Below are 18,603 nucleotides of genomic sequence, written 5' to 3'. Positions count from 1 at the left end.
AGGCCAGGACATGCGATTTTCGGAAGCACTCGATACCGTCCGCCGCGACGGCGACCTATGGGCCGCTTCGATCAGCGAGGATTGGATGCAGGGTCGCAGTGCCTTTGGCGGGATACAGGCGGCGTTGGCTTTGCGGGCCATGCGTGCGCTCGTGCCTGCCGAAACGCCCCTACGCTGCCTTCAAGTAACGTTTGTCTCGCCGATCCCTGCGGGTCCCGTGCATATCGCCGCCAAGGTGCTGCGCCAGGGCAAGAGCGTGACCCAAGTCGAGGCGCGCCTGATAGACGGCGATGCGACGGCCTGCGTGGTCATCGGTGTGTTTGGTGCTGCGCGTGCGTCGGCGCTGCATGTGATGCCATCGCAGCCGAGTGTGGAAACGATGGCCAAGCCGCACGTACTTCGCTACGTGCCAGGTGTCCTGCCGCAATTCACGCAACACTTCGAGGCGCGCTGGCTGCAAGGCGATATTCCTTTTTCGGGCAGCAGCAAGACCGCGCAGGTCGTCGAGATCACGCTCAAGGATGATGGCGTAGCCGACGAAGCCCGGGTGATCGCGTTCGCCGATTTCATTCCGCCGGTCGCGCTTTCGATGCTCCGTCAGCCTGCGCCTGGCAGTTCGTTGACCTGGATGCTGGAGTTGTTTGCCGATAGCCGAGGGTTGTCGCTCGACCACTGGCGCATCGATGCCCAGCTGCAAGCCGCGCAGGATGGCTACACCAGCCAGCAGGTCATGTTGTGGGGACCGGACGGACAGCCCATAGCGTTGAGTCGCCAGAGCATGGTGGTGTTTGGTTAACTCGCGCTGGGTGACGGTTTGCGCTTCACGCCAGCGCCGAGCGCACCGATCAGCAGCAAGGTAAGCAGTACTTCAATCAATGCTGGCCAGCGTTCTTGCGGCGAACTCCAGCATTCGGCGATGCCGTGGCAGAAGTAGAACAGGCCGAGGATGCCAACCCAAAGCAAGGCGCGACGTACGTTGCGGACCGCCATCGCGGGAAGCAGCAGCGGAATCACCGTGATGGCAAGCGCGATCCACACCGGTATGCGTTCGGGTGGAAACAGCCATGCGTACCAGGCGACTTGCAACGCAATCAACGCGATCCATGCGGCGATGCCGATACGGTAAGTGACGGAGAGCGGTGCGCTCATGGATTCGCTGCCAGCTTACGCGCCGTATCGGCAAGCCGTTTGCCGAGGGCGCGGGCGAGTTCACGTTCGTGTTCGCTAATGCTGTTGTCGCCCTTTGCGCCGCTAACGTGGCTGGCGCCATACGGTGTGCCGCCGCTTAGCGTGCTGGTCAGCGCCGGCTCGGTATACGGAATACCCAGCAGCAGCATCCCGTGGTGTAGCAACGGGAGCGCCATGCTGAGCAACGTCGATTCCTGACCGCCGTGCATGGTGCTCGTAGCGGTGAACACGGCGGCCGGTTTGCCGACCAGTGCGCCGCTCGCCCACTCCGCGCCGGTGCTATCCAGAAAATGCTTCAAGGGCGCGGCCATGTTGCCGAAGCGGGTCGGGCTACCGAGTGCCAGGCCAACGCATTCATGCAAATCCTGCTTGGTGACGTAAGGCGCGCCTTCCTCGGGTTCGGGCGGTTGAGCCAGCTCGGTAACCGGCGCTACCGGGGGAACCTGGCGCAGGCGTGCGCGCATGCTGGGAATTTCCTCGACGCCGCGGGCGATCAGGCGAGCCAGTTGGGCCGTGTGGCCGGTGCGGCTGTAGTAGAGGACCAGGATGTCATTCATGCGCTTGGGAGGTTCAGACTGGATGGGGTAGTGTACGTGCGACAGCGAGGATGTTGGCGACCACCCCCATGAATTTGCGCTTCGACCGCGACCGCACGCTCACTTTCGGCCATTTTATCTGGCAGCGTTTTCTCGACGACAAGTGCTTCGAGACCGCCGGTGCGCTTTCGTACACCACGTTAGTCTCGCTGGTTCCGCTGACGGTGGCGATGCTCGCTATGTTTGCGGCGTTTCCCATGTTCGAGGATGCGCGTGAAACGCTGATCAATTTTGTCTTCAGCAACTTCGTGCCTACCGCTGGGGATGAGGTGCAGAAGGCACTGCTGGCGTTTTCTTCGAATGCACGCAGCCTTACCGGCATCAGTATCCTGGTGATGTTGTTCAGTGCGGTATCGATGATGAACAGCATCGAAGACCGGCTCAATCGCATCTGGCAGGTGCACAGGCACCGTCCGTGGGGCCCCCGTTTGCTGTTGTATTGGGCGGCGCTCACCTTGGGGCCGATCCTAGTGGTGGGCGGAATCGCGGTGACATCGTATGTAGCAGCGGTTCCCGTGCTGCGGGATGCGAGTCAGCAATTAGGCATCGGGCAGGAATTGCTCAAGGCCCTGCCATTCGTCGTTACGTTCCTCACGCTATGGTTGATGTACACCACGATTCCCAATCGGCGTGTCAACAAGACACATACGGCGATCGGCGCGTTGCTGGGTGCGATGCTGTTCGAGATCGCGCGTTGGGGTTTCACCCACTACGTGATGCGTGCGCAAAATTACCAGCAGATCTATGGTGCGCTGGCGATCATTCCGCTGCTGTTGTTGTGGATCTATCTGTCCTGGGTGATCGTGATTCTCTGCGCGTCGATCGCTGCGTCCATTTCGTCTTTCGAATACCAGGCGCCGTGCGATGCCATGCCAGAGGGTTCAGAGTTTCTTGGGTTGCTGGTGGTGTTGCGACACTTTGTCGATGCGCAGCGCGCTGGGCGCAGCATCGATTCGGCCAGTATTCGCGCCGCCGAACCCTATTTGCGCAGCGCGTCGATCGCCGCTTACTTCGATGACTTAGCGCGTGCGGATTTAATTCATCGCAGCGAGGCCGGCGGCTGGGCATTGACCCGCAGCCTGGACAACACCGATCTGTTGCACGTCTATCGTCACAGCGGCTACCGTTTGCCGTTGAACCCGGCCGAGCAGGTTGCGGCATCCTGTATCGAGCTGCCTCCGGAGCTACTCTCACTGCTGATCAAATTGGCACGTTCGCTCGATGCAACATTGGGTACCCGGTTGGATGCGGCTTATCCTTTGAATACAGCGCGTGCACCCCAAACCCAGGAATCCGAATCATGAAGTTGTTCGTAACGTCGCTGCTGGTTGCCTGTATGTTCGCGGCGCCCGCCTATGCCGTCATGCCGGCACAACCGTCGATTAAGGTAACGACGCTCGATGGCAAGCCGTATGACTTGGCGTCGCAGCGCGGGCACTGGGTGATCGTGAATTTCTGGGCGACGTGGTGCGCGCCGTGCATCAAGGAATTGCCGGATATCGCGCACTTCGTGGCGACACACCCGAACGTGCGTGCGATCGGTATCGCGTATGACGACACGGATCCGTCGGACATTCGCGCGTTTCTCGACAAGCATCCGGTCGGTTTTCCCGTCGCGCAAGTAACGATGGACAAGCCGCTGAAGGATTTCGACGAACCGCTGGGCCTGCCAACGACGTGGCTGATCGCTCCGGATGGCAAGGTTGCCAAGCATTTCATGGGGCCGGTCACGTCCGCTTCGCTAGGCGCCGCGATCGGCCCGTAATGCTATGCCGAGCGTGCGCTTTCTCGTCAGCGGCAAAGTGCAGGGTGTGTTCTTTCGCGCCAGCACGCGTAACGAGGCACTCAGGCTTGGATTGAGCGGTTATGCCGCCAATCTTCCCGATGGCAGGGTCGAAGTTGTAGCGATGGGTCGTGTCGAGGCACTGTTCGAGCTGGAGCAATGGCTCTGGCAAGGGCCGCCGACGGCACGAGTGGATGATGTCGTTCGCAGCGAACATCATGGGCACGTCAAAGATGGATTTGTAGTGATTTAGCCCGCGCGGCGCGTTAACTGCCGAAGGCATCGGGAACCCACAACGCCTTGTCAGTCACGCGCTCCCGTTTCGGCTTGCCTTTCAACGGTTTCAGCTTCAAAGGCGGAGTCGTCTCGTCGCGGCGGGGTACTTGTTCCAGCAGATGCTGGATCAGGTTGATGCGGCCACGCTTTTGATCGTTGAAGTCGACCACGAACCAGGGTGCGTTGGAGGTATGCGTGCGCTCGATCATCGTGTCGCGCAGATGACCGAAGTCGGTGTATTTGCCGCGCGAGGCCAGGTCGACCGGCGAGAGCTTCCAGCGCTTGAGTGGATCTTCGGCACGCTCGGCAAAGCGTTTTTCCTGCTCCTTCTGATCCACCGCCAGCCAGTATTTGATCAGGATGATGCCGTCATCGGTCAGCAGTTTTTCAAATGCGGGCACGGCCGCGAGAAACGCCTCGTATTGCGCCTGCGTGCAAAAGCCCATGGCAGGTTCGACTACGGCGCGGTTGTACCAGCTGCGATCGAACAGCACGAACTCGCCGGCTGCTGGTAGGTGCGAGATATAGCGTTGGAAATACCACTGGGTCGCTTCGACTTCGCCCGGCTTGCCTAGCGCGGCGACGCGATAGCCGCGTGTGTCCATGCTTTCGACGATGCGCTTGATCGTCCCACCCTTGCCAGCCGCATCGCGACCCTCAAAGATCACGGCCAACCGCTTGCCGCTACGCCGTAACCAGCGATGCAAACCGGCCAGTTCCAGTTGCAATGCTTCCATTCGCTTGCCGTATTGTTTGTCCTGCTTGCTCATGGGTATCTCCCAAAGCTACAAGTTGAAATCGGTGGGCGGACGGCCAATACGATAGCGCGCACTGATCGTGCGTACGGCGCGGCGGAAGTCAGCAGCGAATCCCTGCATGTCGAACAGCATATTCCGCGTGCGTTGTTGCGTAATGTGACGACGCAGCGTGGCCAATGCCTCCGGATTGTTGCCTAGGGCGGTGGCCATGCCGGTAAAGGCTACGTTGTCGACGGTGATCAATTCGGGCAGTGCGAGCTGATGTAACAGGCTGGTTACGGTGCGTCCGGCGATGGTGTCGCCGGTACGGGTGAGCACCGGGCAGCCTGCCCAGAGGGCATCCGACGCGGTGGCCCGTGCGTTGGTGGGCAACGTATCCAGATACAAGTCCACATGCGCGTAACGCGCCAAATAGTCGGAGTAAGGCAGGCGCGGCATGAAGACTAAGCGTTCGGGCGAGACATCGAGCGCGCTCGCCGCGTGTTGCAGGCGCTTGTTTGTATCGGCAGGCCCGGCGAGCAGCCACAATACGCTGCCAGGTACCTGCTGAAGGATCAGCAGGCAGCGCGCGAACACGGCCGGATTGATGGCGTAGGTTTCGCCGAAGCACGCGAATACGATGCCATGTTCGGGCAAACCGCAGGCCTGCCTTGAAGGTGGTGCGGGCAGCGTGCGCGTCGGATCGTTCGGTTGCGGGCATCGCGGCAATCGAATCACTTTTTCGCTGACGTGCTCGCGCAACTCTGTCGGCACTGTCACGGCATCGGTAAGCAGATAATCCATCCAGGGCGCGCCGGAGCTGCCGGTGTAGCCCAGCCAGCTCACCTGCACGGGTGCGGCACGTAACGCCATCAATTCGGCATTGCCGACACCGCGGTAGCCGTTGAGATCGAACAGAATCTCTATCGCCGTGCCATGAATCAGCGTAGCCACCTGCCCGCGGCTGAGCGCAGAAACATCATGCAGGGTGGCGGCGGCTGAAAGGCGCCGTCGCACCGTGCCGCCGTCGTCGGGTGTGGCAGCGAACAGGTGAATATCCAAATCGCTGTTCGCGAGCGCTTCGATCAGGGCGACAATATGCTGGCCGACAGCTGTTTCATGGAATCCGTCCGAGATCATGCCGACTCGAATGGGGGTTTCAGGCAAGGGCAGGGCGTGGCGCAAGCTAAGTTGTTGGCGAAATGCGGCCATCTGTTGTTCGATCAATGCAGCATACGATCTGGCGCAACGGAGCTGGGTCGCGGCATCGGCGTCTTCTGCCAGGAAAGAGAAGGGATGCACGCTGGATTCGCCTCGCAAGACGCCCTGCTTAACACGCTCACTCAATGCATCGATGTCTTGCCAGCGGCACAGTTGACGGCGGACGAACAGCAGTCGCCCCATCACCGAGAGTGAATCCGGTCCGCGCGCATGTGCGTCGGTGAATGCCTGGTTTGCACCGACCAGGTCGCCGGCCTCTTTGAGCATCAAGCCCGCCTGGAACAGATATTGCGGGTTGTTGGGCGAAAGCTTGCCGGCCTGCAGCAGCGCGGCTGCCGCTTCTTGCGGGCGACGCTGCATGCGCATGACGTGACCGAGCATCACATGCGCGATGTCGGAGGAAGGTGCTTGCCGTAAGGCTTCGCGAGTCTGCACTTCGGCTTCCGGCATGCGGCCCAGTTCCAGTTCCGCAGCCGCCAGGTTCAAGCGGATCAGAGGGTGCTGCGGCATGTTTTTAACGGCGAGGGCAAACGCATCGCGGGCCTGCACATGCTGCCCTGTCGTCATGTAGGCCGTGCCCAGCGCTTGCAGAATCGCCGGATGTCCAGAGGATTTGGCGAGTGCTTTTTGCAGGCGTTCGATGGCAACCCCAGCCTTGCCGTCGGCCAGCGCAAGGCTGGCCAAATTGCACTGCAGCTCGATATTGTCCGGCGCCAGTTCGGCCGCGCGGTTCATCGCTACGTGTGCTTCGCGATGACGCCCTAGTCGCAACAGCGCCACGCCGTGCAGGCGAATCAGTTCGGCGGCAACCGGGAACTGCCGACGCGCCAGCGTGGCGAAACGAGCGGCTTCGTCGTTGGCGTCGCGCTGCAGCAGCTCGCTGAGCTTATGCAGGGTCGAGGCAATATCGGTGAGCTGAGTGTCGTTCATTAACCGGAAACGAGTGGGTGAAAGACAAAATGGCGCTTCGAAAACTCGACGTCACAGCCGTCATCCGGCGGCCGGATGACGACTTGGGCGAGATATTTCGAGATCCCCTTGAGGCCTAAGCGTACCGCGGCTCTGAGGCGCCGGGTTGCTTCTCAGCCGCCAGCCAGGGACTTCAATTCGTCGGCCTGATGTTCGCGGGCCAGTGCGCCGAGCAGTTCATCCAGGTCGCCCTGCATGATCTCCGTCAGGCGGTACAGGTCCAGCCCGATGCGGTGATCGGTCACCAGGTTGTCCTTGTAGCGATAGGTGCGGATGCGTTGGCTGCGATCGCCGGTACCGACCTGCAGGCGGCGGGACTGGGCCTGTTCTGCCGTCTGTTTGGATTGCGCTTCGTCCAGCAGGCGCGCCTTGAGCAGGCTCATGGCGCGGGCGCGGTTCTTGTGCTGGCTGCGTTCGTCCTGGCATTCCACCACGATGCCGCTAGGCAAATGGGTGATGCGGATGGCCGAATCGGTCTTGTTGACGTGCTGGCCGCCGGCGCCCGAGGCGCGGAAGGTGTCGACTTTCAGGTCGGTCGGGGAAAGCTCGATTTCTCCGATCTCGTCTAGCTCGGGCAGCACGGCCACGGTGGCTGTGGAGGTATGTACGCGGCCTTGCGATTCGGTAGCCGGCACCCGTTTCACGCAATGCACGCCGGACTCGAACTTCAGTCGGGAGAAAGCACCCTTGCCTTCGATGCGGGCGACGATCTCCTTGTAGCCGCCGTGCTCGCCAGGGTTCTCGTTCAACACTTCGACTTGCCAGCGCTGGCGCTCGGCGTAGCGGGTGTACATGCGGAACACATCGCCAGCGAAGATCGCGGCTTCGTCGCCGCCTGCGCCCGCCCGCACTTCCAGGAAGAGGTTGGCGTCGTCGCGCGGATCCTTCGGAATCAGCAAGAGTTGCAGTTCGCTTTCCAACGCCGCGGCGCGCGATTCGAGGCGCACGATATCGTCTGCTGCCATCTCGCGAAGTTCGGGGTCGTCGAGCATGGTGCGCGCGTCGGCCAGTTCGTGTTCCAAACCTGCCTGCTCGCGCATGGCACCGGCCACCGGTTCGAGTTGCGCGTATTCGCGCGAGAGCTCGCGGAAGCGATGATTGTCGGCCAGCACGTCGGCTTGGCCTAGCAGCAGGCCGATCTCTTCGTGGCGTTCGGCGATAGCTTCGAGTTTGCGGCGGATAGAGGGCGTCATGGGCAGGGCGATAAGGGTGGGCGAGGCGCGAGTAAGGGCATTGAAGTGCCAGTGTCGCTACGGACATCCGGTGTGCGGCAGCCAGCCGCTCTCGCTACTCGTCTGTCGTCCCTGTGTCGTCCTCGAGCCCATACAGACGACCTGCGGCGTGCAGCAGATCGTGATCACCGCTTAGCGCCGCTTCACGCAGGCGTGCGCTGGGATGGTGCAGCAATTTGTTGGTCAGCGTGTTGGCGAGAAACGCCAGCGCGTCGTCCGGCGATTTGCCGCGCGCGAGCATGGCGCGCGCTTTCTCCAGCACTTCGTCGCGGTAGGTCTCGGCGTGCAGGCGCAGATCCATGGCCGGGTTCTTCACCGTGAGCGCGCGGCGCCAGGCCATGTAGCGTTCGACTTGCAGATCGATGATGGCATCGGCCTCGCGCGCGGCGTTTTCGCGCGAGCGTCGGTTGTCGTCGATGACCTGGCGCAGATCGTCGATGCCGTAGAGATAAACGTCGTCGAGCTCACCCACCGCCGGTTCGATATCGCGTGGCACCGCAATATCGACCATGAACATCGGCTTGCGGCGACGCGCTGCGATGGCTTTTTCCACCATGGCGCGAGTCAGCACAGGCTGCCGGGCGGCGGTGGAAGCGATCACGATGTCGGCTTCGGCCAGGTGTTGGGGAAGATCGTGCAGGGCGATCGCATAGCCGCCGTGACGGCCCGCAAGCTCTTGCGCATTCTCCAATGTGCGATTGGCGACGATCAGGCGGCGCACCTGTTTTTCAGCCAGATGCCGTACGGCCAGTTCGATGGTGTCGCCGGCGCCGATCAGTAATACGCATGCCTGTCGCAAATCCGTAAACACCCGCTCGGCCAGACGCACCGCAGTGAAGGCCACCGATACGGTATGCGCACCGATACGCGTATCGGTGCGTACGCGCTTGGCGACGGCGAAGGTCTGTTGCAGCAGGCGATCCATGGGCGTTTTCAGCGCATTGGCATGGCGGGCCTGCTGATAGGCGTCCTTGACCTGACCGAGGATCTGCGGCTCGCCGAGCACCATCGAATCCAGCCCGGTGGCGACCCGAAACATATGTCTCACGGCCGCTTCGTCATCATGGCGATAAAGGAACTCGTCAAGCTTGCCCGGAGTCAGACGATGGTGACGATTGAGCCATTCCTGCGGCACGTTCTCCGCGCCTGCCGTTACGCTGACGTAAAGTTCGGTACGGTTGCAGGTGGAAAGGATCATCGCCTCGTCGATGCCGGGCTGATGTGCCAGCTCGTGCAAGGCCACGCTGGTGGCATCCTCGTCGAACGCAACCTGCTCGCGCAGGCTGACCGGCGCGGTAAGGTGGTTGAGCCCGAGGGCGATCAGCTTCATGACGTGATGCGATTGGAGGCGGCAGGCGTGGGCCGGCGTAGACTAGGCATGGCCGGATATGACCGGAACCGACGGGTAGTTTGGAGGAATAGTGTGCTGAGCGGAACGGTCAAGTTCAAGCAAGTGCGGCAGTTTGTAGCTAGCGGGTTGGTCGTGCTGGGTGTGGCCGGATGTACGGCGCTGCCCCATCGTACAGGTATCGCATCGACGGGATCGGCGCAGCCACTGGCGCGTATGACCGTGGCCACACCGGATCTGGACCATGATCTGTTGGCTCAGATGCTGGCAGGTGAACTGGCGTTGTCCAGCTCGGATCTCAAGGCCGCCTCGCAGGCTTATGGCAAGGCGATGATGCTTTCGGACGATCCCGAACTGGCCGGCAAGGCGACTGCGCTAGCTATTGCCATCCATGATCCGGACGCAGCGCAACGCGCCATCGATCGCTGGCAAGCCCTCGGTGCGACCCCGGCGCAGTTGGCTCAAGCGCGCGCCGAGCTCGCGGTGGAGCAGGGGCGGACCGATGAGGCCCAACACCAGTTGTCGCTTTTGCTGGCGACCGGCGATAAGGATGCCTGGCGCATGTTCGGACGCGTGCTGGTAGGCAGCCGCGACGCCGCACTCGCCTCCAGTTTGCTCGAATCATTGGCGACGCCCGATCGCCTGCCGCCGGATCCCAAAGCATGGCTAGCGATGAGCGAACTTGGCGAGCAGCTCGGTCGCCATGCCTACGCCCAGCAAGTGGCCGATGGCGCCATGAAGCGTTTCGGCACGGCCGAGACGTATGCCTGGGCCGCTCAATTGAAACTCAATAACGGCGACCGCACCGGTGGTCTGAGCCTACTGCGCCAGGCGCAAGTAAAAGACCCCAGCAATATCGGATTGCGGCTGACGTATGCGTCGCTGCTCGGCCAGAGCGGCCAATACGCGCAGGCGACCCGTTTGCTGGAAAAGGGTCCGCAGAACGCGCAAACCTATGCGCTTCGCGCCGCGCTGGCGGCCAACGCCAAAGACAGCAAGACGCTCGAGCAGGTGTATCAGCAGCTGTCGCATGCACCGGCTGATGTGCGCCATGCCAGTGCCTATCTGCTGGGGCAATTGGCCGAAGTGCTCGATCACAAGGAAGAAGCGTTGAAGTGGTACGACCAGGTGCCGGACGACGACGATCATGCCTTCGATGCCGATTTGCGCAGTGCGATCCTGCAGCAGTCGCTCGGGCACGGCGTCGAGGCGCATCAGCAATTGGCGGAACTGCAGACGGATTATCTCGATCAACCGGCGCAACTGCGTCGCGCTTATGAAGTGGATGCCGACTTGTATCTGCGAGAAAAGCGCTACGCGGAAGCTACCAACGCGTTCAGTCATGCTTTGCAGGTGGTGCCGGACGATCCCGATCTTTTGTATGGGCGCGGATTGGCCTATGCGGAAATCGGCAAGATCGATCTGGCGGTGGCCGATTTTCGCCGTCTGTTGCAGATCAAGCCGGACGACATCGACGCCAGCAACGCGCTGGGTTTCACGCTTGCTGATGCCGGACGCGACTTGCCGGAGGCGGAAAAGCTGATCTCCGCCGCGCGTGCGGCCAAACCGAACGATCCGTCGATCGCCGACTCATGGGGCTGGCTGCAATATCGGCTTGGGCATCTTGATCAGGCGGCACAGGTGCTGCGTAGCGCATGGCAATCGGGCAAGGATGCCGATGTCGGCGTGCATCTGGGAGAGGTGTTGTGGAAGCAAGGTCAACACGAGCAGGCGCAGCAGATTTTCGATCAGGTGCGACATATGGATCCGCACAATGTCAGCCTGCAAGAAACCTTGAAGCGTCTTCAGCCATGAAATCATCCCTTCGCTTTCTCGCAGCGCTCGCGCCGCTGCTGCTGGCTGCGTGCGCCCCTCAGCAACTCGTGCGCAACAAAGGCGACGCCACGTCGCTGGCCCAGCAGCAGGTGCGTGAGCAGCAATTGGCCGACACCACCCATTGGACCTTGCAGGGTAGGTTGTTTGTATCGAATGGCCGGGACGGAGGTACGGGGAACCTTACCTGGACGCAGGATGGCGACCACTACGAGTTCACGCTGCGCGCACCCGTAACCGGCAAGAGTTTTCGTTTGGCCGGCGGCCCGGACGGCGCAGTACTTGATGGGTTGGATGGCGGCCCGCAACACGGGCCGGATGCCGAGGCGTTGATGCAGCATGCGCTCGGTTGGGATGTTCCATTGAGCGAATTGCGTGCGTGGGTGCTCGGCGTACGTGCCCAGGGTGCCGAGGCAGAAGTGAGTTTCGGTGACGACAGGCTGCCCTCGCTGTTGCAGCAGGACGGTTGGGCTGTCAGCTATCCCGCCTGGGACAATACGCATCAGCCGCCGCTGCCGACCAAAGTGTTTGCGGACAAGCCGCCGTATAAGGTGAAACTGGCCATCGAATCGTGGAGCATGCATTAGGCGCTTCGCCGTACACATGCATTACGCTTCATCTCACTGCATTACCCGACTCCTGGCGTCCATTCATGTCATTCCGTATCGAACGCGCCGTCACGGCGCACGTCGACGCCATTTGCGCCATAGAGCGCACTGCCGTGCAGATGTTTCGCGAACATCCTGTTTGGCCGTTCTACAAGGCCATATCGATTCCACCGGAACAGCTTGAGGAAGCGATCCAGCGCGGCCTTGTATGGGTGGCGTTGGATGATGAAAGCAACGAGCCTGTTGGTTTCGTGTGGCTTGATACAGAGCATGGTGGCGATGTCATCGGCATCGCCGAGATCGACGTGCTCCCCGCATATAGCCGGCGCGGTATTGGCGCGGCGCTGTTGGAGCATGCCTGCGACTGGGCGAGGGCCGCCGGCTATCGCCGTGTGGACCTGGGTACATTGGCCGATGTGCCGTGGAACGCACCGTTCTACGCGAAACATGGGTTTGTCACCGTCAACAAGTGGGATGCGGCGTTTGCGTATGCACGCGATCGCGATCGCGAAAACGGATTCCCGGATGCGCTGCGCGTGTTCATGTCACGCAGGTTGTCGCTACCGGCAGCGGACGAATGGACCGTCTGGCCGGCGCCAGCCAAGCTCAATTTGTTTTTGCGTATTACCGGACGACGCGAGGACGGCTACCACGAACTGCAAACCGTATTTCGGCTGCTCGATTGGGGCGATGAGATCCGCCTGCGCACACGCGATGATGGTGAAATTCATCGTCTGACCGGCGTGCCTGGCGTTCCGGCAGAAACGGATTGGCTAGTGCACGCTGCGACATTGCTGCGCACGCATGCCGGTGTTCGCGCAGGTGTCGATATCGAAGTAGAAAAGCGCATTCCGATGGGTAGCGGTCTGGGCGGAGGGAGTTCGGATGCTGCAACCGCGCTGGTGGCGCTGAACCATCTGTGGAAGTGCGGCCTGAGTGCGGATGAACTTGCGGAACTGGGTCGACAACTGGGGGCGGACGTGCCGGTATTTGTGCGCGGCCGTTCGGCGTGGGCTACTGGCATCGGCGAGCACATCAAGCCCATCACACTGCCCAAGCGTTGGTATGCGGTGCTCGACCCGCACGAACACGTGTCCACGGAGACATTATTTCAGGCATCTGAATTGACACGAAATGCGCCCCCGGCGACAATTTCATCCTTTGCTTCCGGCGAAACGCTGGAAAACGCATTCGAGCCCATCGTTCGCGCGCGCCACCCGCGGGTTGCCGCAGCGCTCGACTGGCTCGGAGGTCACGGCCACGCACGTCTTTCCGGCAGCGGTGGTTGTGTTTTCCTCGAGACGGCAACGATCGAGCAGGCTGAGGCGGTTGCCAGGCGTTGCCCGGCGTCGTTCACGGCCTGGGTGGTCGAGGGCGTAGGTCTGTCGCCGTTGCATCGGGCGCTGTCGCGTCATGGCGCAACGGGTTGATCGGAAGCAAACTACAAACGAGTCATACTGGGGCGTCGCCAAGCTGGTTAAGGCACGGGATTTTGATTCCCGCATGCGTAGGTTCGAATCCTACCGCCCCAGCCATTTATCAATGGCCTGGTTTCTGAGGGAGCAAACGTGGATACGTCCAGCCCGATGCTGTTTGCCGGCAATGCGCACCGTGCCCTCGCCGAAGATGTTGCTCACCGACTGGGCGTGCCGCTAGGCAAGGCCCTCGTCGGCAAATTCAGCGACGGCGAAGTGCAGATCGAGATCGAAGAGAACGTCCGCCGCCAGGAAGTCTTCGTGCTGCAGCCCACGGGCGCGCCGAGTGCGGAAAACCTGTTCGAACTGCTGACCTTGGCCGATGCGCTGAAGCGCGCCTCGGCGGCCAGCGTAACCGCCGTTATCCCTTACTTCGGCTACGCCCGTCAGGATCGTCGCCCGCGCTCAGCGCGCGTGCCGATCACTGCCAAGCTGGTGGCCAAGCTGATCGGCAAGGCCGGCGTTGATCGCGTGCTCACCGTCGACCTGCATGCCGACCAGATCCAGGGTTTCTTCGACGTGCCGGTGGACAACGTCTATGCCTCGCCGATCCTGTTGGCGGACATCTGGCGCAACCACAGCATGGACGACCTGATCGTGGTCAGCCCGGACGTGGGCGGCGTGGTTCGCGCACGCGCCATCGCCAAACGCCTGGACGACGCGGATCTGGCCATCATCGACAAGCGCCGCCCGAAGGCCAATGTGGCCACGGTGATGAACATCATCGGCGACGTCGAAGGCAAAACCTGCGTGATGGTGGATGACATCGTCGATACCGCCGGCACGCTTTGCGCTGCTGCTGCTGCCCTGAAGGAGCGCGGCGCGCGCAAGGTGGTGGCTTACTGCGTGCATCCGGTGCTGTCCGGCGCGGCGATTCGCAATATCGAGGGTTCCCAGCTCGACCAGCTGGTGGTCACCAATACGCTGCCCCTGCGCGACGACGCCAAGGCCTGCCCGAAGATCCGCCAGCTGTCGGTGGCGGAGCTGCTGGCGGAGACGATCCGACGCATCGCCTTCGGCGAGTCGGTCAGCTCGTTGTATATCGATTAACCAGCCGCAAGGCCGGGTTGAGAGGAGGGCTGCCGGGGCTATTCAGGCCTACGGCGGCTTTTTCGTTTATAATCGAGCGCTTTTCCGCCCGTTAAGGCGGGCAATCCGGCTCTTCTGGTCGCGGGAGAGTCTACTTGGCTGCCGTGAGGCGGCTTCCTAAACCAAGGCAATACTGAAATGGCTAAGACTCATGAGATTCTGGCGCAAGGCCGCAAAGACGAGGGGAAAGGTGCGAGCCGCCGCCTGCGTCGTACGGCTTTCGTGCCAGCCGTAGTTTACGGTGCGGGCCAACCTCCGCAGAGCATCCAGATCGAGCACAACACCATCCTGCTCGCCGCCAAGCACGAGTGGTTCTTCTCCTCGGTGCTCGATCTGAACGTCGACGGCAAGGTGCAGAAGGTGCTGGTGCGTGACTGGCAGAAGCATCCGTTCAAGTTGCAGATGCTGCACATGGACTTCCAGCGCATCAACGAGAACGAAGCGATTCGCGTGAATGTGCCGATCCACTTCCTGAACCAGGAAAAGTCCCCGGCCGGCAAGACCGCTGGCGTGGTGATCTCGCACAACATGACGGAAGTGGAAGTCTCCTGCTTGCCGAAGGATCTGCCGGAGTTCATCGATCTGGACCTGACCGACCTGAAGCCGGGCGATATCATCCATTTGTCGCAGCTCAAGCTGCCGGCCAACGTGGAAATCGTTGCGCTGCATCTGGGTGCCGATCACGACGTGGCCGTTGTTACCGCCGTGACCGTGAAGGAAGAAGTCGACGAAGCACCGGCTGCTGAAGCGGGTGCCGAAGGCGAGGCCAAGCCGGCCGCTGACGCTGCCGCCGCGCCCTCCAAGGACGCCAAGAAGTAAGCCGCTGCGCCCCGCGCTTCTCACGAGGCGCGGATGCGCAAGGCGCGCTTCTGCTTTATGGCAGGTTTGCGACTCATTGTCGGGCTGGGCAATCCCGGTGCCGAATACCTCAGAACCCGGCACAACGCCGGGTTCTGGTTTGTTGACGCCCTCGCAGCGGGCCAAGGCGAGCGCTTTGGTTTCGACGGCAAGCTGCATGGCGAGACCTGCAAGCTGCGCATCGGCGGCGAGCCAGTGTGGCTGCTGAGGCCCGCCACTTTCATGAACAAGAGTGGCATCGCGGTGGCTTCGGCGCTGAGGTACTACAAGATCGAGCCGGAGGAATGCCTGATCGCCCATGACGATCTGGATCTGCCTCCCGGCACCGTGCGACTGAAGTTCGATGGCGGCCACGGCGGCCAGAATGGACTGCGCGACATCATCACCCACCTCGGGCACGGCAAGTTTCATCGTTTGCGCATTGGGATTGGCCATCCCGGTCATCGCGATCAAGTGACGCCCTGGGTATTGGGCCGTCCTTCCGTCAAGGATGAGGACGCCATGCTCGATGGTGTTGCGCGCGCACTGGACGTGCTGCCGCTGGCGGTCGAGGGGCAGTTCGACAAGGCGATGCAGCAGCTACACACACCAGCGAATTGAACGTCGGGCGTCCGGGATCGCTAAGCGATTCGACGCCTGGCGTACTATTTCTTATCCACGATTCACCTTCCCCGGATTCAAAAGCATGGGCATCAAATGCGGCATCGTCGGCCTGCCTAACGTCGGCAAATCCACCCTGTTCAACGCATTGACCAAGGCGGGCATTGCCGCGGCGAATTTCCCGTTCTGCACGATCGAGCCGAATGTCGGCGTCGTGCCCGTGCCCGATCCGCGTCTCAACGCGCTGGCCGAGATCGTCAAGCCGCAGAAATTGATTCCCACCGCCGTGGAGTTCGTCGACATCGCAGGCTTGGTGGCGGGTGCGTCGAAGGGCGAGGGCTTGGGCAATAAATTCCTGGCGCATATTCGCGAAGTCGATGCGATCGCTCACGTTGTGCGTTGTTTCGAGCACACCGACATCGTGCACGTCGCCGGCAAGATCGACCCAATCGCGGATATTGAAACCATCGACACCGAGTTGGCCCTTGCCGACTTGGATTCCGTGGAGAAAGCCTTGAACCGCGCCGAGCGCGCCGCGAAAGCGAACGACAAAGAAGCGCTAGCGAAGAAGCCGGTGTTGCAGAAGCTCGCTACCGGCCTCAACGAGGGTAAGTCGGCGCGCAGTCTTGGCTTGGACGATGAAGAGAAAGCGCTGATCCGCGATCTCTTTCTGTTGACGCTCAAGCCACTGATGTACATCGCCAACGTGCGCGAAGACGGTTTCGAAAACAACCCGCATCTCGATGCCGTGCGCGTGCGCGCCGCGGCCGAGGGTGCCGAGGTGGTGCCAGTGTGTGCCGCGATCGAAGAAGAGCTGTCGCAGCTCGATGACGCCGATCGCGATGAGATGCTAGCCAGCTACGGTCTGGAAGAGCCAGGTCTCAACCGCGTGATTCGCGCTGGTTACAAGTTGCTCGGTTTGCAGACCTATTTCACTGCGGGTGTTAAGGAAGTTCGCGCCTGGACGGTCAAAGCCGGTTCCACAGCACCGCAGGCCGCCGGTGTGATTCACACCGATTTCGAAAAAGGCTTCATTCGTGCCGAGACCATCGGTTACGACGACTTCATCCAATACAAGGGTGAAGCTGGCGCTGCCGCTGCAGGGCGTTTGCGCAAGGAAGGTAAGGAGTACATCGTGAAAGAAGGCGACGTATTGCACTTCCTGTTCAACGTCTGAGTCTCGACCGTTCCTCTAAGCCCCGCACACGCGGGGCTTCTTTCATGCGGGGATTCTTGCCACGCTAGCGGCGTACTACGAAGCAGGCTCCTACATGTCACAGTCAAAGTTACGCATGCGACTTGCGCAGCCGGACGATGCGCGTGTCATCGGTGTGCTGATTCGCCGGGTGGCGCATCGCTGGATACTTCCCGATCAGCCGCGCAAGGCGGGGCAGGCGCTGCTTTCGCGTCTTAGCGCCAGAGCGCTGCGCGAAAAAATCATCGAAGGGCAGCGGTTTCATCTCGGTTATCTGGGCGACGTGCTGGTGGGAGTTTCGGCGATGCGCGATGATTGCCATCTCGTGCAATTTTTCGTTAGCACGCGCTACCAAGGTCGAGGCTTCGCACGGCAACTATGGCTGCGAACCATGCAAGACGCCGTGCGACGAGCTCATACACATCGTTTCACACTCAATGCCACGCGTTGCGCGGTTCCGGTCTATTTGCGGCTGGGTTTTCGCGCGAATGGCCCTGAAAAGCTATCGCCCAATGGGGTGCTGACCACTCCCATGACGTTGATTTTGCCGAGGCCGCGCAGCAAGCGGGCATAATGCGACTTGCCGAATCGTTGGCTCAGTCCGTTGGAGATCCCATGTCAGGCCAGCAGCACGAAGTGACCTTCCGTTTCATGGCGCAGCCCACCGATGTCAATTTCGGCGGCAAGGTGCACGGCGGCATGGTCATGAAATGGATCGATCAGGCGGGCTATGCCTGCGCTGTGGGCTGGAGCGGGGCGTACTGCGTCACTGCGGCGGTCAGCGGCATTCAGTTCGTCAAACCGATCCTGATCGGCGATCTGGTCAGCGTGCGCGCCAAATTGATCCATACCGGCTCCTCGAGCATGCAGATGGCCGTGGACGTGCTTGCGCGCGATTTGCGTACTGGCGATGAGCGCCTTGCGACCAGTTGCGTGATGGTCTTCGTGGCGCTGGACAAACCGGATGGCAAACCCACGCCCGTGCCGCCGTGGACACCGCGCGACGACAACGAGCGTCGTCTGCAAGAGAAAGCGCTGCATCTACTTGAACTTTCCAAGAGCATGGAGCAGCTGGTCGATATGCGCGGCGGCGGAAACGACTGAACGGCGGCGTCAGCATCGCCGAAAAATGTCGAAAAACCGGCCGTTTGGGACCGGCTAGGTGTTGACACGCCAAGCCTCGATCCACACAATAGCCGTTCTTTGTTGGAGGGATACCCAAGCGGCCAACGGGGGCAGACTGTAAATCTGCTGGCTTACGCCTTCGGTGGTTCGAATCCACCTCCCTCCACCAGCATGATTGCCTAGGCAGTTGCGCTGGCAAGCGGGTTCCGCGCAGGGCGGGAGTAGTTCAATGGTAGAACCTCAGCCTTCCAAGCTGATGGTGCGGGTTCGATTCCCGTCTCCCGCTCCATTGATCTCGTCACTGTGTTTTTGTGCTCATGTAGCTCAGTCGGTAGAGCACTTCCTTGGTAAGGAAGAGGTCGCTGGTTCGATTCCAGTCATGAGCACCACCGCATACGTTTGTCGCGGTATCGCCTTGTAACCTCGGTTAGATTTTTCTTTCACTCATTGACTCCATCGGGATTTAGCGC

Annotated in this window: 19 protein-coding genes and 4 tRNA genes; 17 read left to right on the top strand and 6 right to left on the bottom strand. The window is 61.2% G+C overall.

What is annotated here, in order from left to right:
• Nucleotides 1-10 precede the first annotated feature (10 nt).
• Nucleotides 11-796 carry an acyl-CoA thioesterase gene (locus QQL64_RS13390; RefSeq protein WP_284400585.1) on the top strand — a complete coding sequence of 262 codons (786 nt, stop codon included), beginning with the start codon at nt 11-13 and terminating at the stop codon, nt 794-796.
• On the opposite strand, the gene QQL64_RS13385 is transcribed toward QQL64_RS13390, so the two are convergent.
• Together QQL64_RS13385 and wrbA are read right to left on the bottom strand one after the other, a co-directional pair.
• A complete protein-coding gene (locus tag QQL64_RS13385) occupies nt 793-1,149 on the bottom strand; it encodes a DUF2069 domain-containing protein (protein ID WP_284400582.1) in 357 nt (118 codons plus the stop codon). The two genes, QQL64_RS13390 and QQL64_RS13385, sit on opposite strands and share 4 nt — an antisense overlap.
• Nucleotides 1,146-1,745 (bottom strand): NAD(P)H:quinone oxidoreductase, encoded by a 600-nt coding sequence (gene wrbA, locus QQL64_RS13380; RefSeq protein ID WP_284400579.1) that lies wholly within the window; start codon nt 1,743-1,745, stop codon nt 1,146-1,148. Before wrbA ends, QQL64_RS13385 begins: the two co-directional genes overlap by 4 nt.
• A gap of 68 nt (nt 1,746-1,813) precedes the next feature.
• Here wrbA and QQL64_RS13375 point away from each other — a divergent pair, with 68 nt between their 5' ends.
• The 3 genes from QQL64_RS13375 to QQL64_RS13365 are packed head-to-tail and all read left to right on the top strand — an operon-like array spanning nt 1,814 to nt 3,820.
• The gene (locus tag QQL64_RS13375; RefSeq protein ID WP_284400577.1) at nt 1,814-3,088 is read left to right on the top strand and encodes a YihY family inner membrane protein; all 1,275 of its coding nucleotides are present in this window, start codon (nt 1,814-1,816) and stop codon (nt 3,086-3,088) included.
• Nucleotides 3,085-3,549: a TlpA family protein disulfide reductase gene (locus QQL64_RS13370; RefSeq protein WP_284400575.1), complete on the top strand. Its 465-nt coding sequence runs from the start codon at nt 3,085-3,087 to the stop codon at nt 3,547-3,549. The genes QQL64_RS13375 and QQL64_RS13370 overlap by 4 nt, the downstream gene beginning before the upstream one ends.
• Before the next feature lie 4 nt (nt 3,550-3,553).
• Complete coding sequence (locus tag QQL64_RS13365) at nt 3,554-3,820, top strand: acylphosphatase (RefSeq protein ID WP_284400572.1); 267 nt, start codon at nt 3,554-3,556, stop codon at nt 3,818-3,820.
• Between the two features lie 13 nt (nt 3,821-3,833).
• On the opposite strand, the gene ppk2 is transcribed toward QQL64_RS13365, so the two are convergent.
• The 4 genes from ppk2 to hemA form a co-directional block, all read right to left on the bottom strand.
• Nucleotides 3,834-4,613 (bottom strand): polyphosphate kinase 2, encoded by a 780-nt coding sequence (gene ppk2, locus QQL64_RS13360; RefSeq protein WP_284400569.1) that lies wholly within the window; start codon nt 4,611-4,613, stop codon nt 3,834-3,836.
• 15 nt (nt 4,614-4,628) lie between these two features.
• A complete protein-coding gene (locus tag QQL64_RS13355; RefSeq protein ID WP_284400568.1) occupies nt 4,629-6,731 on the bottom strand; it encodes an O-linked N-acetylglucosamine transferase, SPINDLY family protein in 2,103 nt (700 codons plus the stop codon).
• Nucleotides 6,732-6,883: 152 nt separating this feature from the next.
• Complete coding sequence (gene prfA, locus QQL64_RS13350) at nt 6,884-7,963, bottom strand: peptide chain release factor 1 (protein WP_284400565.1); 1,080 nt, start codon at nt 7,961-7,963, stop codon at nt 6,884-6,886.
• A gap of 94 nt (nt 7,964-8,057) precedes the next feature.
• On the bottom strand, nt 8,058-9,332 hold the full coding sequence (gene hemA / locus QQL64_RS13345; protein WP_284400562.1) for a glutamyl-tRNA reductase: 1,275 nt from the start codon (nt 9,330-9,332) through the stop codon (nt 8,058-8,060).
• A 93-nt stretch (nt 9,333-9,425) separates the two neighbouring features.
• On the opposite strand from hemA, the gene QQL64_RS13340 reads away from it, so the two are divergent.
• The 13 genes from QQL64_RS13340 to QQL64_RS13280 all read left to right on the top strand — a co-directional run bounded on the left by QQL64_RS13340 (nt 9,426) and on the right by QQL64_RS13280 (nt 18,522).
• Nucleotides 9,426-11,165, top strand: coding sequence for a tetratricopeptide repeat protein (locus QQL64_RS13340; protein ID WP_284400524.1), 1,740 nt, complete (start codon nt 9,426-9,428; stop codon nt 11,163-11,165).
• Nucleotides 11,162-11,770, top strand: a complete 609-nt coding sequence (gene lolB, locus QQL64_RS13335; protein WP_284400523.1) for a lipoprotein insertase outer membrane protein LolB — start codon at nt 11,162-11,164, stop codon at nt 11,768-11,770. Before QQL64_RS13340 ends, lolB begins: the two co-directional genes overlap by 4 nt.
• Before the next feature lie 65 nt (nt 11,771-11,835).
• Nucleotides 11,836-13,221, top strand: a complete 1,386-nt coding sequence (gene ispE, locus QQL64_RS13330) for a 4-(cytidine 5'-diphospho)-2-C-methyl-D-erythritol kinase (protein ID WP_284400520.1) — start codon at nt 11,836-11,838, stop codon at nt 13,219-13,221.
• A gap of 28 nt (nt 13,222-13,249) precedes the next feature.
• Nucleotides 13,250-13,326 (top strand) — tRNA-Gln (locus tag QQL64_RS13325).
• A gap of 51 nt (nt 13,327-13,377) precedes the next feature.
• Nucleotides 13,378-14,316 carry a ribose-phosphate diphosphokinase gene (locus QQL64_RS13320; protein ID WP_284402184.1) on the top strand — a complete coding sequence of 313 codons (939 nt, stop codon included), beginning with the start codon at nt 13,378-13,380 and terminating at the stop codon, nt 14,314-14,316.
• 177 nt (nt 14,317-14,493) lie between these two features.
• Nucleotides 14,494-15,174 (top strand): 50S ribosomal protein L25/general stress protein Ctc, encoded by a 681-nt coding sequence (locus QQL64_RS13315; RefSeq protein ID WP_284400517.1) that lies wholly within the window; start codon nt 14,494-14,496, stop codon nt 15,172-15,174.
• Between the two features lie 57 nt (nt 15,175-15,231).
• Nucleotides 15,232-15,813, top strand: coding sequence for an aminoacyl-tRNA hydrolase (pth, locus tag QQL64_RS13310; protein ID WP_284402183.1), 582 nt, complete (start codon nt 15,232-15,234; stop codon nt 15,811-15,813).
• 85 nt (nt 15,814-15,898) lie between these two features.
• Nucleotides 15,899-16,990 (top strand): redox-regulated ATPase YchF, encoded by a 1,092-nt coding sequence (gene ychF, locus QQL64_RS13305; protein WP_284400515.1) that lies wholly within the window; start codon nt 15,899-15,901, stop codon nt 16,988-16,990.
• A 94-nt stretch (nt 16,991-17,084) separates the two neighbouring features.
• On the top strand, nt 17,085-17,582 hold the full coding sequence (locus QQL64_RS13300) for a GNAT family N-acetyltransferase (RefSeq protein ID WP_284400513.1): 498 nt from the start codon (nt 17,085-17,087) through the stop codon (nt 17,580-17,582).
• Between the two features lie 41 nt (nt 17,583-17,623).
• On the top strand, nt 17,624-18,112 hold the full coding sequence (locus QQL64_RS13295; protein ID WP_284400511.1) for an acyl-CoA thioesterase: 489 nt from the start codon (nt 17,624-17,626) through the stop codon (nt 18,110-18,112).
• 104 nt (nt 18,113-18,216) lie between these two features.
• A tRNA-Tyr gene (locus QQL64_RS13290) sits at nt 18,217-18,302 on the top strand.
• Between the two features lie 46 nt (nt 18,303-18,348).
• Nucleotides 18,349-18,422: transfer RNA gene (locus tag QQL64_RS13285), tRNA-Gly, on the top strand.
• Nucleotides 18,423-18,446: 24 nt separating this feature from the next.
• A tRNA-Thr gene (locus QQL64_RS13280) sits at nt 18,447-18,522 on the top strand.
• Nucleotides 18,523-18,603: the final 81 nt, after the last annotated feature.

It is taken from the genome of Dyella lipolytica (assembly GCF_030160075.1).
GTDB lineage: Bacteria > Pseudomonadota > Gammaproteobacteria > Xanthomonadales > Rhodanobacteraceae > Dyella_B > Dyella_B lipolytica.
The sequence above is the reverse complement of the archived record's forward strand: the minus strand, read 5'-3'. Positions and strand labels throughout refer to the sequence as shown.

Excerpts from the sequence above, each read along its gene's own strand:
- QQL64_RS13320 (WP_284402184.1), top strand. The coding sequence starts at position 13,378 with ATGCTGTTTGCCGGCAATGCGCACCGTGCCCTCGCCGAAGATGTTGCT.
- QQL64_RS13315 (WP_284400517.1), top strand. The coding sequence starts at position 14,494 with ATGGCTAAGACTCATGAGATTCTGGCGCAAGGCCGCAAAGACGAGGGG.
- prfA (WP_284400565.1), bottom strand. The coding sequence starts at position 7,963 with ATGACGCCCTCTATCCGCCGCAAACTCGAAGCTATCGCCGAACGCCAC.
- QQL64_RS13390 (WP_284400585.1), top strand. The coding sequence starts at position 11 with ATGCGATTTTCGGAAGCACTCGATACCGTCCGCCGCGACGGCGACCTA.
- QQL64_RS13300 (WP_284400513.1), top strand. The coding sequence starts at position 17,085 with ATGTCACAGTCAAAGTTACGCATGCGACTTGCGCAGCCGGACGATGCG.
- wrbA (WP_284400579.1), bottom strand. The coding sequence starts at position 1,745 with ATGAATGACATCCTGGTCCTCTACTACAGCCGCACCGGCCACACGGCC.
- ppk2 (WP_284400569.1), bottom strand. The coding sequence starts at position 4,613 with ATGAGCAAGCAGGACAAACAATACGGCAAGCGAATGGAAGCATTGCAA.
- QQL64_RS13375 (WP_284400577.1), top strand. The coding sequence starts at position 1,814 with ATGAATTTGCGCTTCGACCGCGACCGCACGCTCACTTTCGGCCATTTT.
- ispE (WP_284400520.1), top strand. The coding sequence starts at position 11,836 with ATGTCATTCCGTATCGAACGCGCCGTCACGGCGCACGTCGACGCCATT.
- ychF (WP_284400515.1), top strand. The coding sequence starts at position 15,899 with ATGGGCATCAAATGCGGCATCGTCGGCCTGCCTAACGTCGGCAAATCC.
- QQL64_RS13355 (WP_284400568.1), bottom strand. The coding sequence starts at position 6,731 with ATGAACGACACTCAGCTCACCGATATTGCCTCGACCCTGCATAAGCTC.
- QQL64_RS13365 (WP_284400572.1), top strand. The coding sequence starts at position 3,554 with ATGCCGAGCGTGCGCTTTCTCGTCAGCGGCAAAGTGCAGGGTGTGTTC.
- QQL64_RS13370 (WP_284400575.1), top strand. The coding sequence starts at position 3,085 with ATGAAGTTGTTCGTAACGTCGCTGCTGGTTGCCTGTATGTTCGCGGCG.
- pth (WP_284402183.1), top strand. The coding sequence starts at position 15,232 with ATGGCAGGTTTGCGACTCATTGTCGGGCTGGGCAATCCCGGTGCCGAA.
- QQL64_RS13295 (WP_284400511.1), top strand. The coding sequence starts at position 17,624 with ATGTCAGGCCAGCAGCACGAAGTGACCTTCCGTTTCATGGCGCAGCCC.
- hemA (WP_284400562.1), bottom strand. The coding sequence starts at position 9,332 with ATGAAGCTGATCGCCCTCGGGCTCAACCACCTTACCGCGCCGGTCAGC.
- lolB (WP_284400523.1), top strand. The coding sequence starts at position 11,162 with ATGAAATCATCCCTTCGCTTTCTCGCAGCGCTCGCGCCGCTGCTGCTG.
- QQL64_RS13385 (WP_284400582.1), bottom strand. The coding sequence starts at position 1,149 with ATGAGCGCACCGCTCTCCGTCACTTACCGTATCGGCATCGCCGCATGG.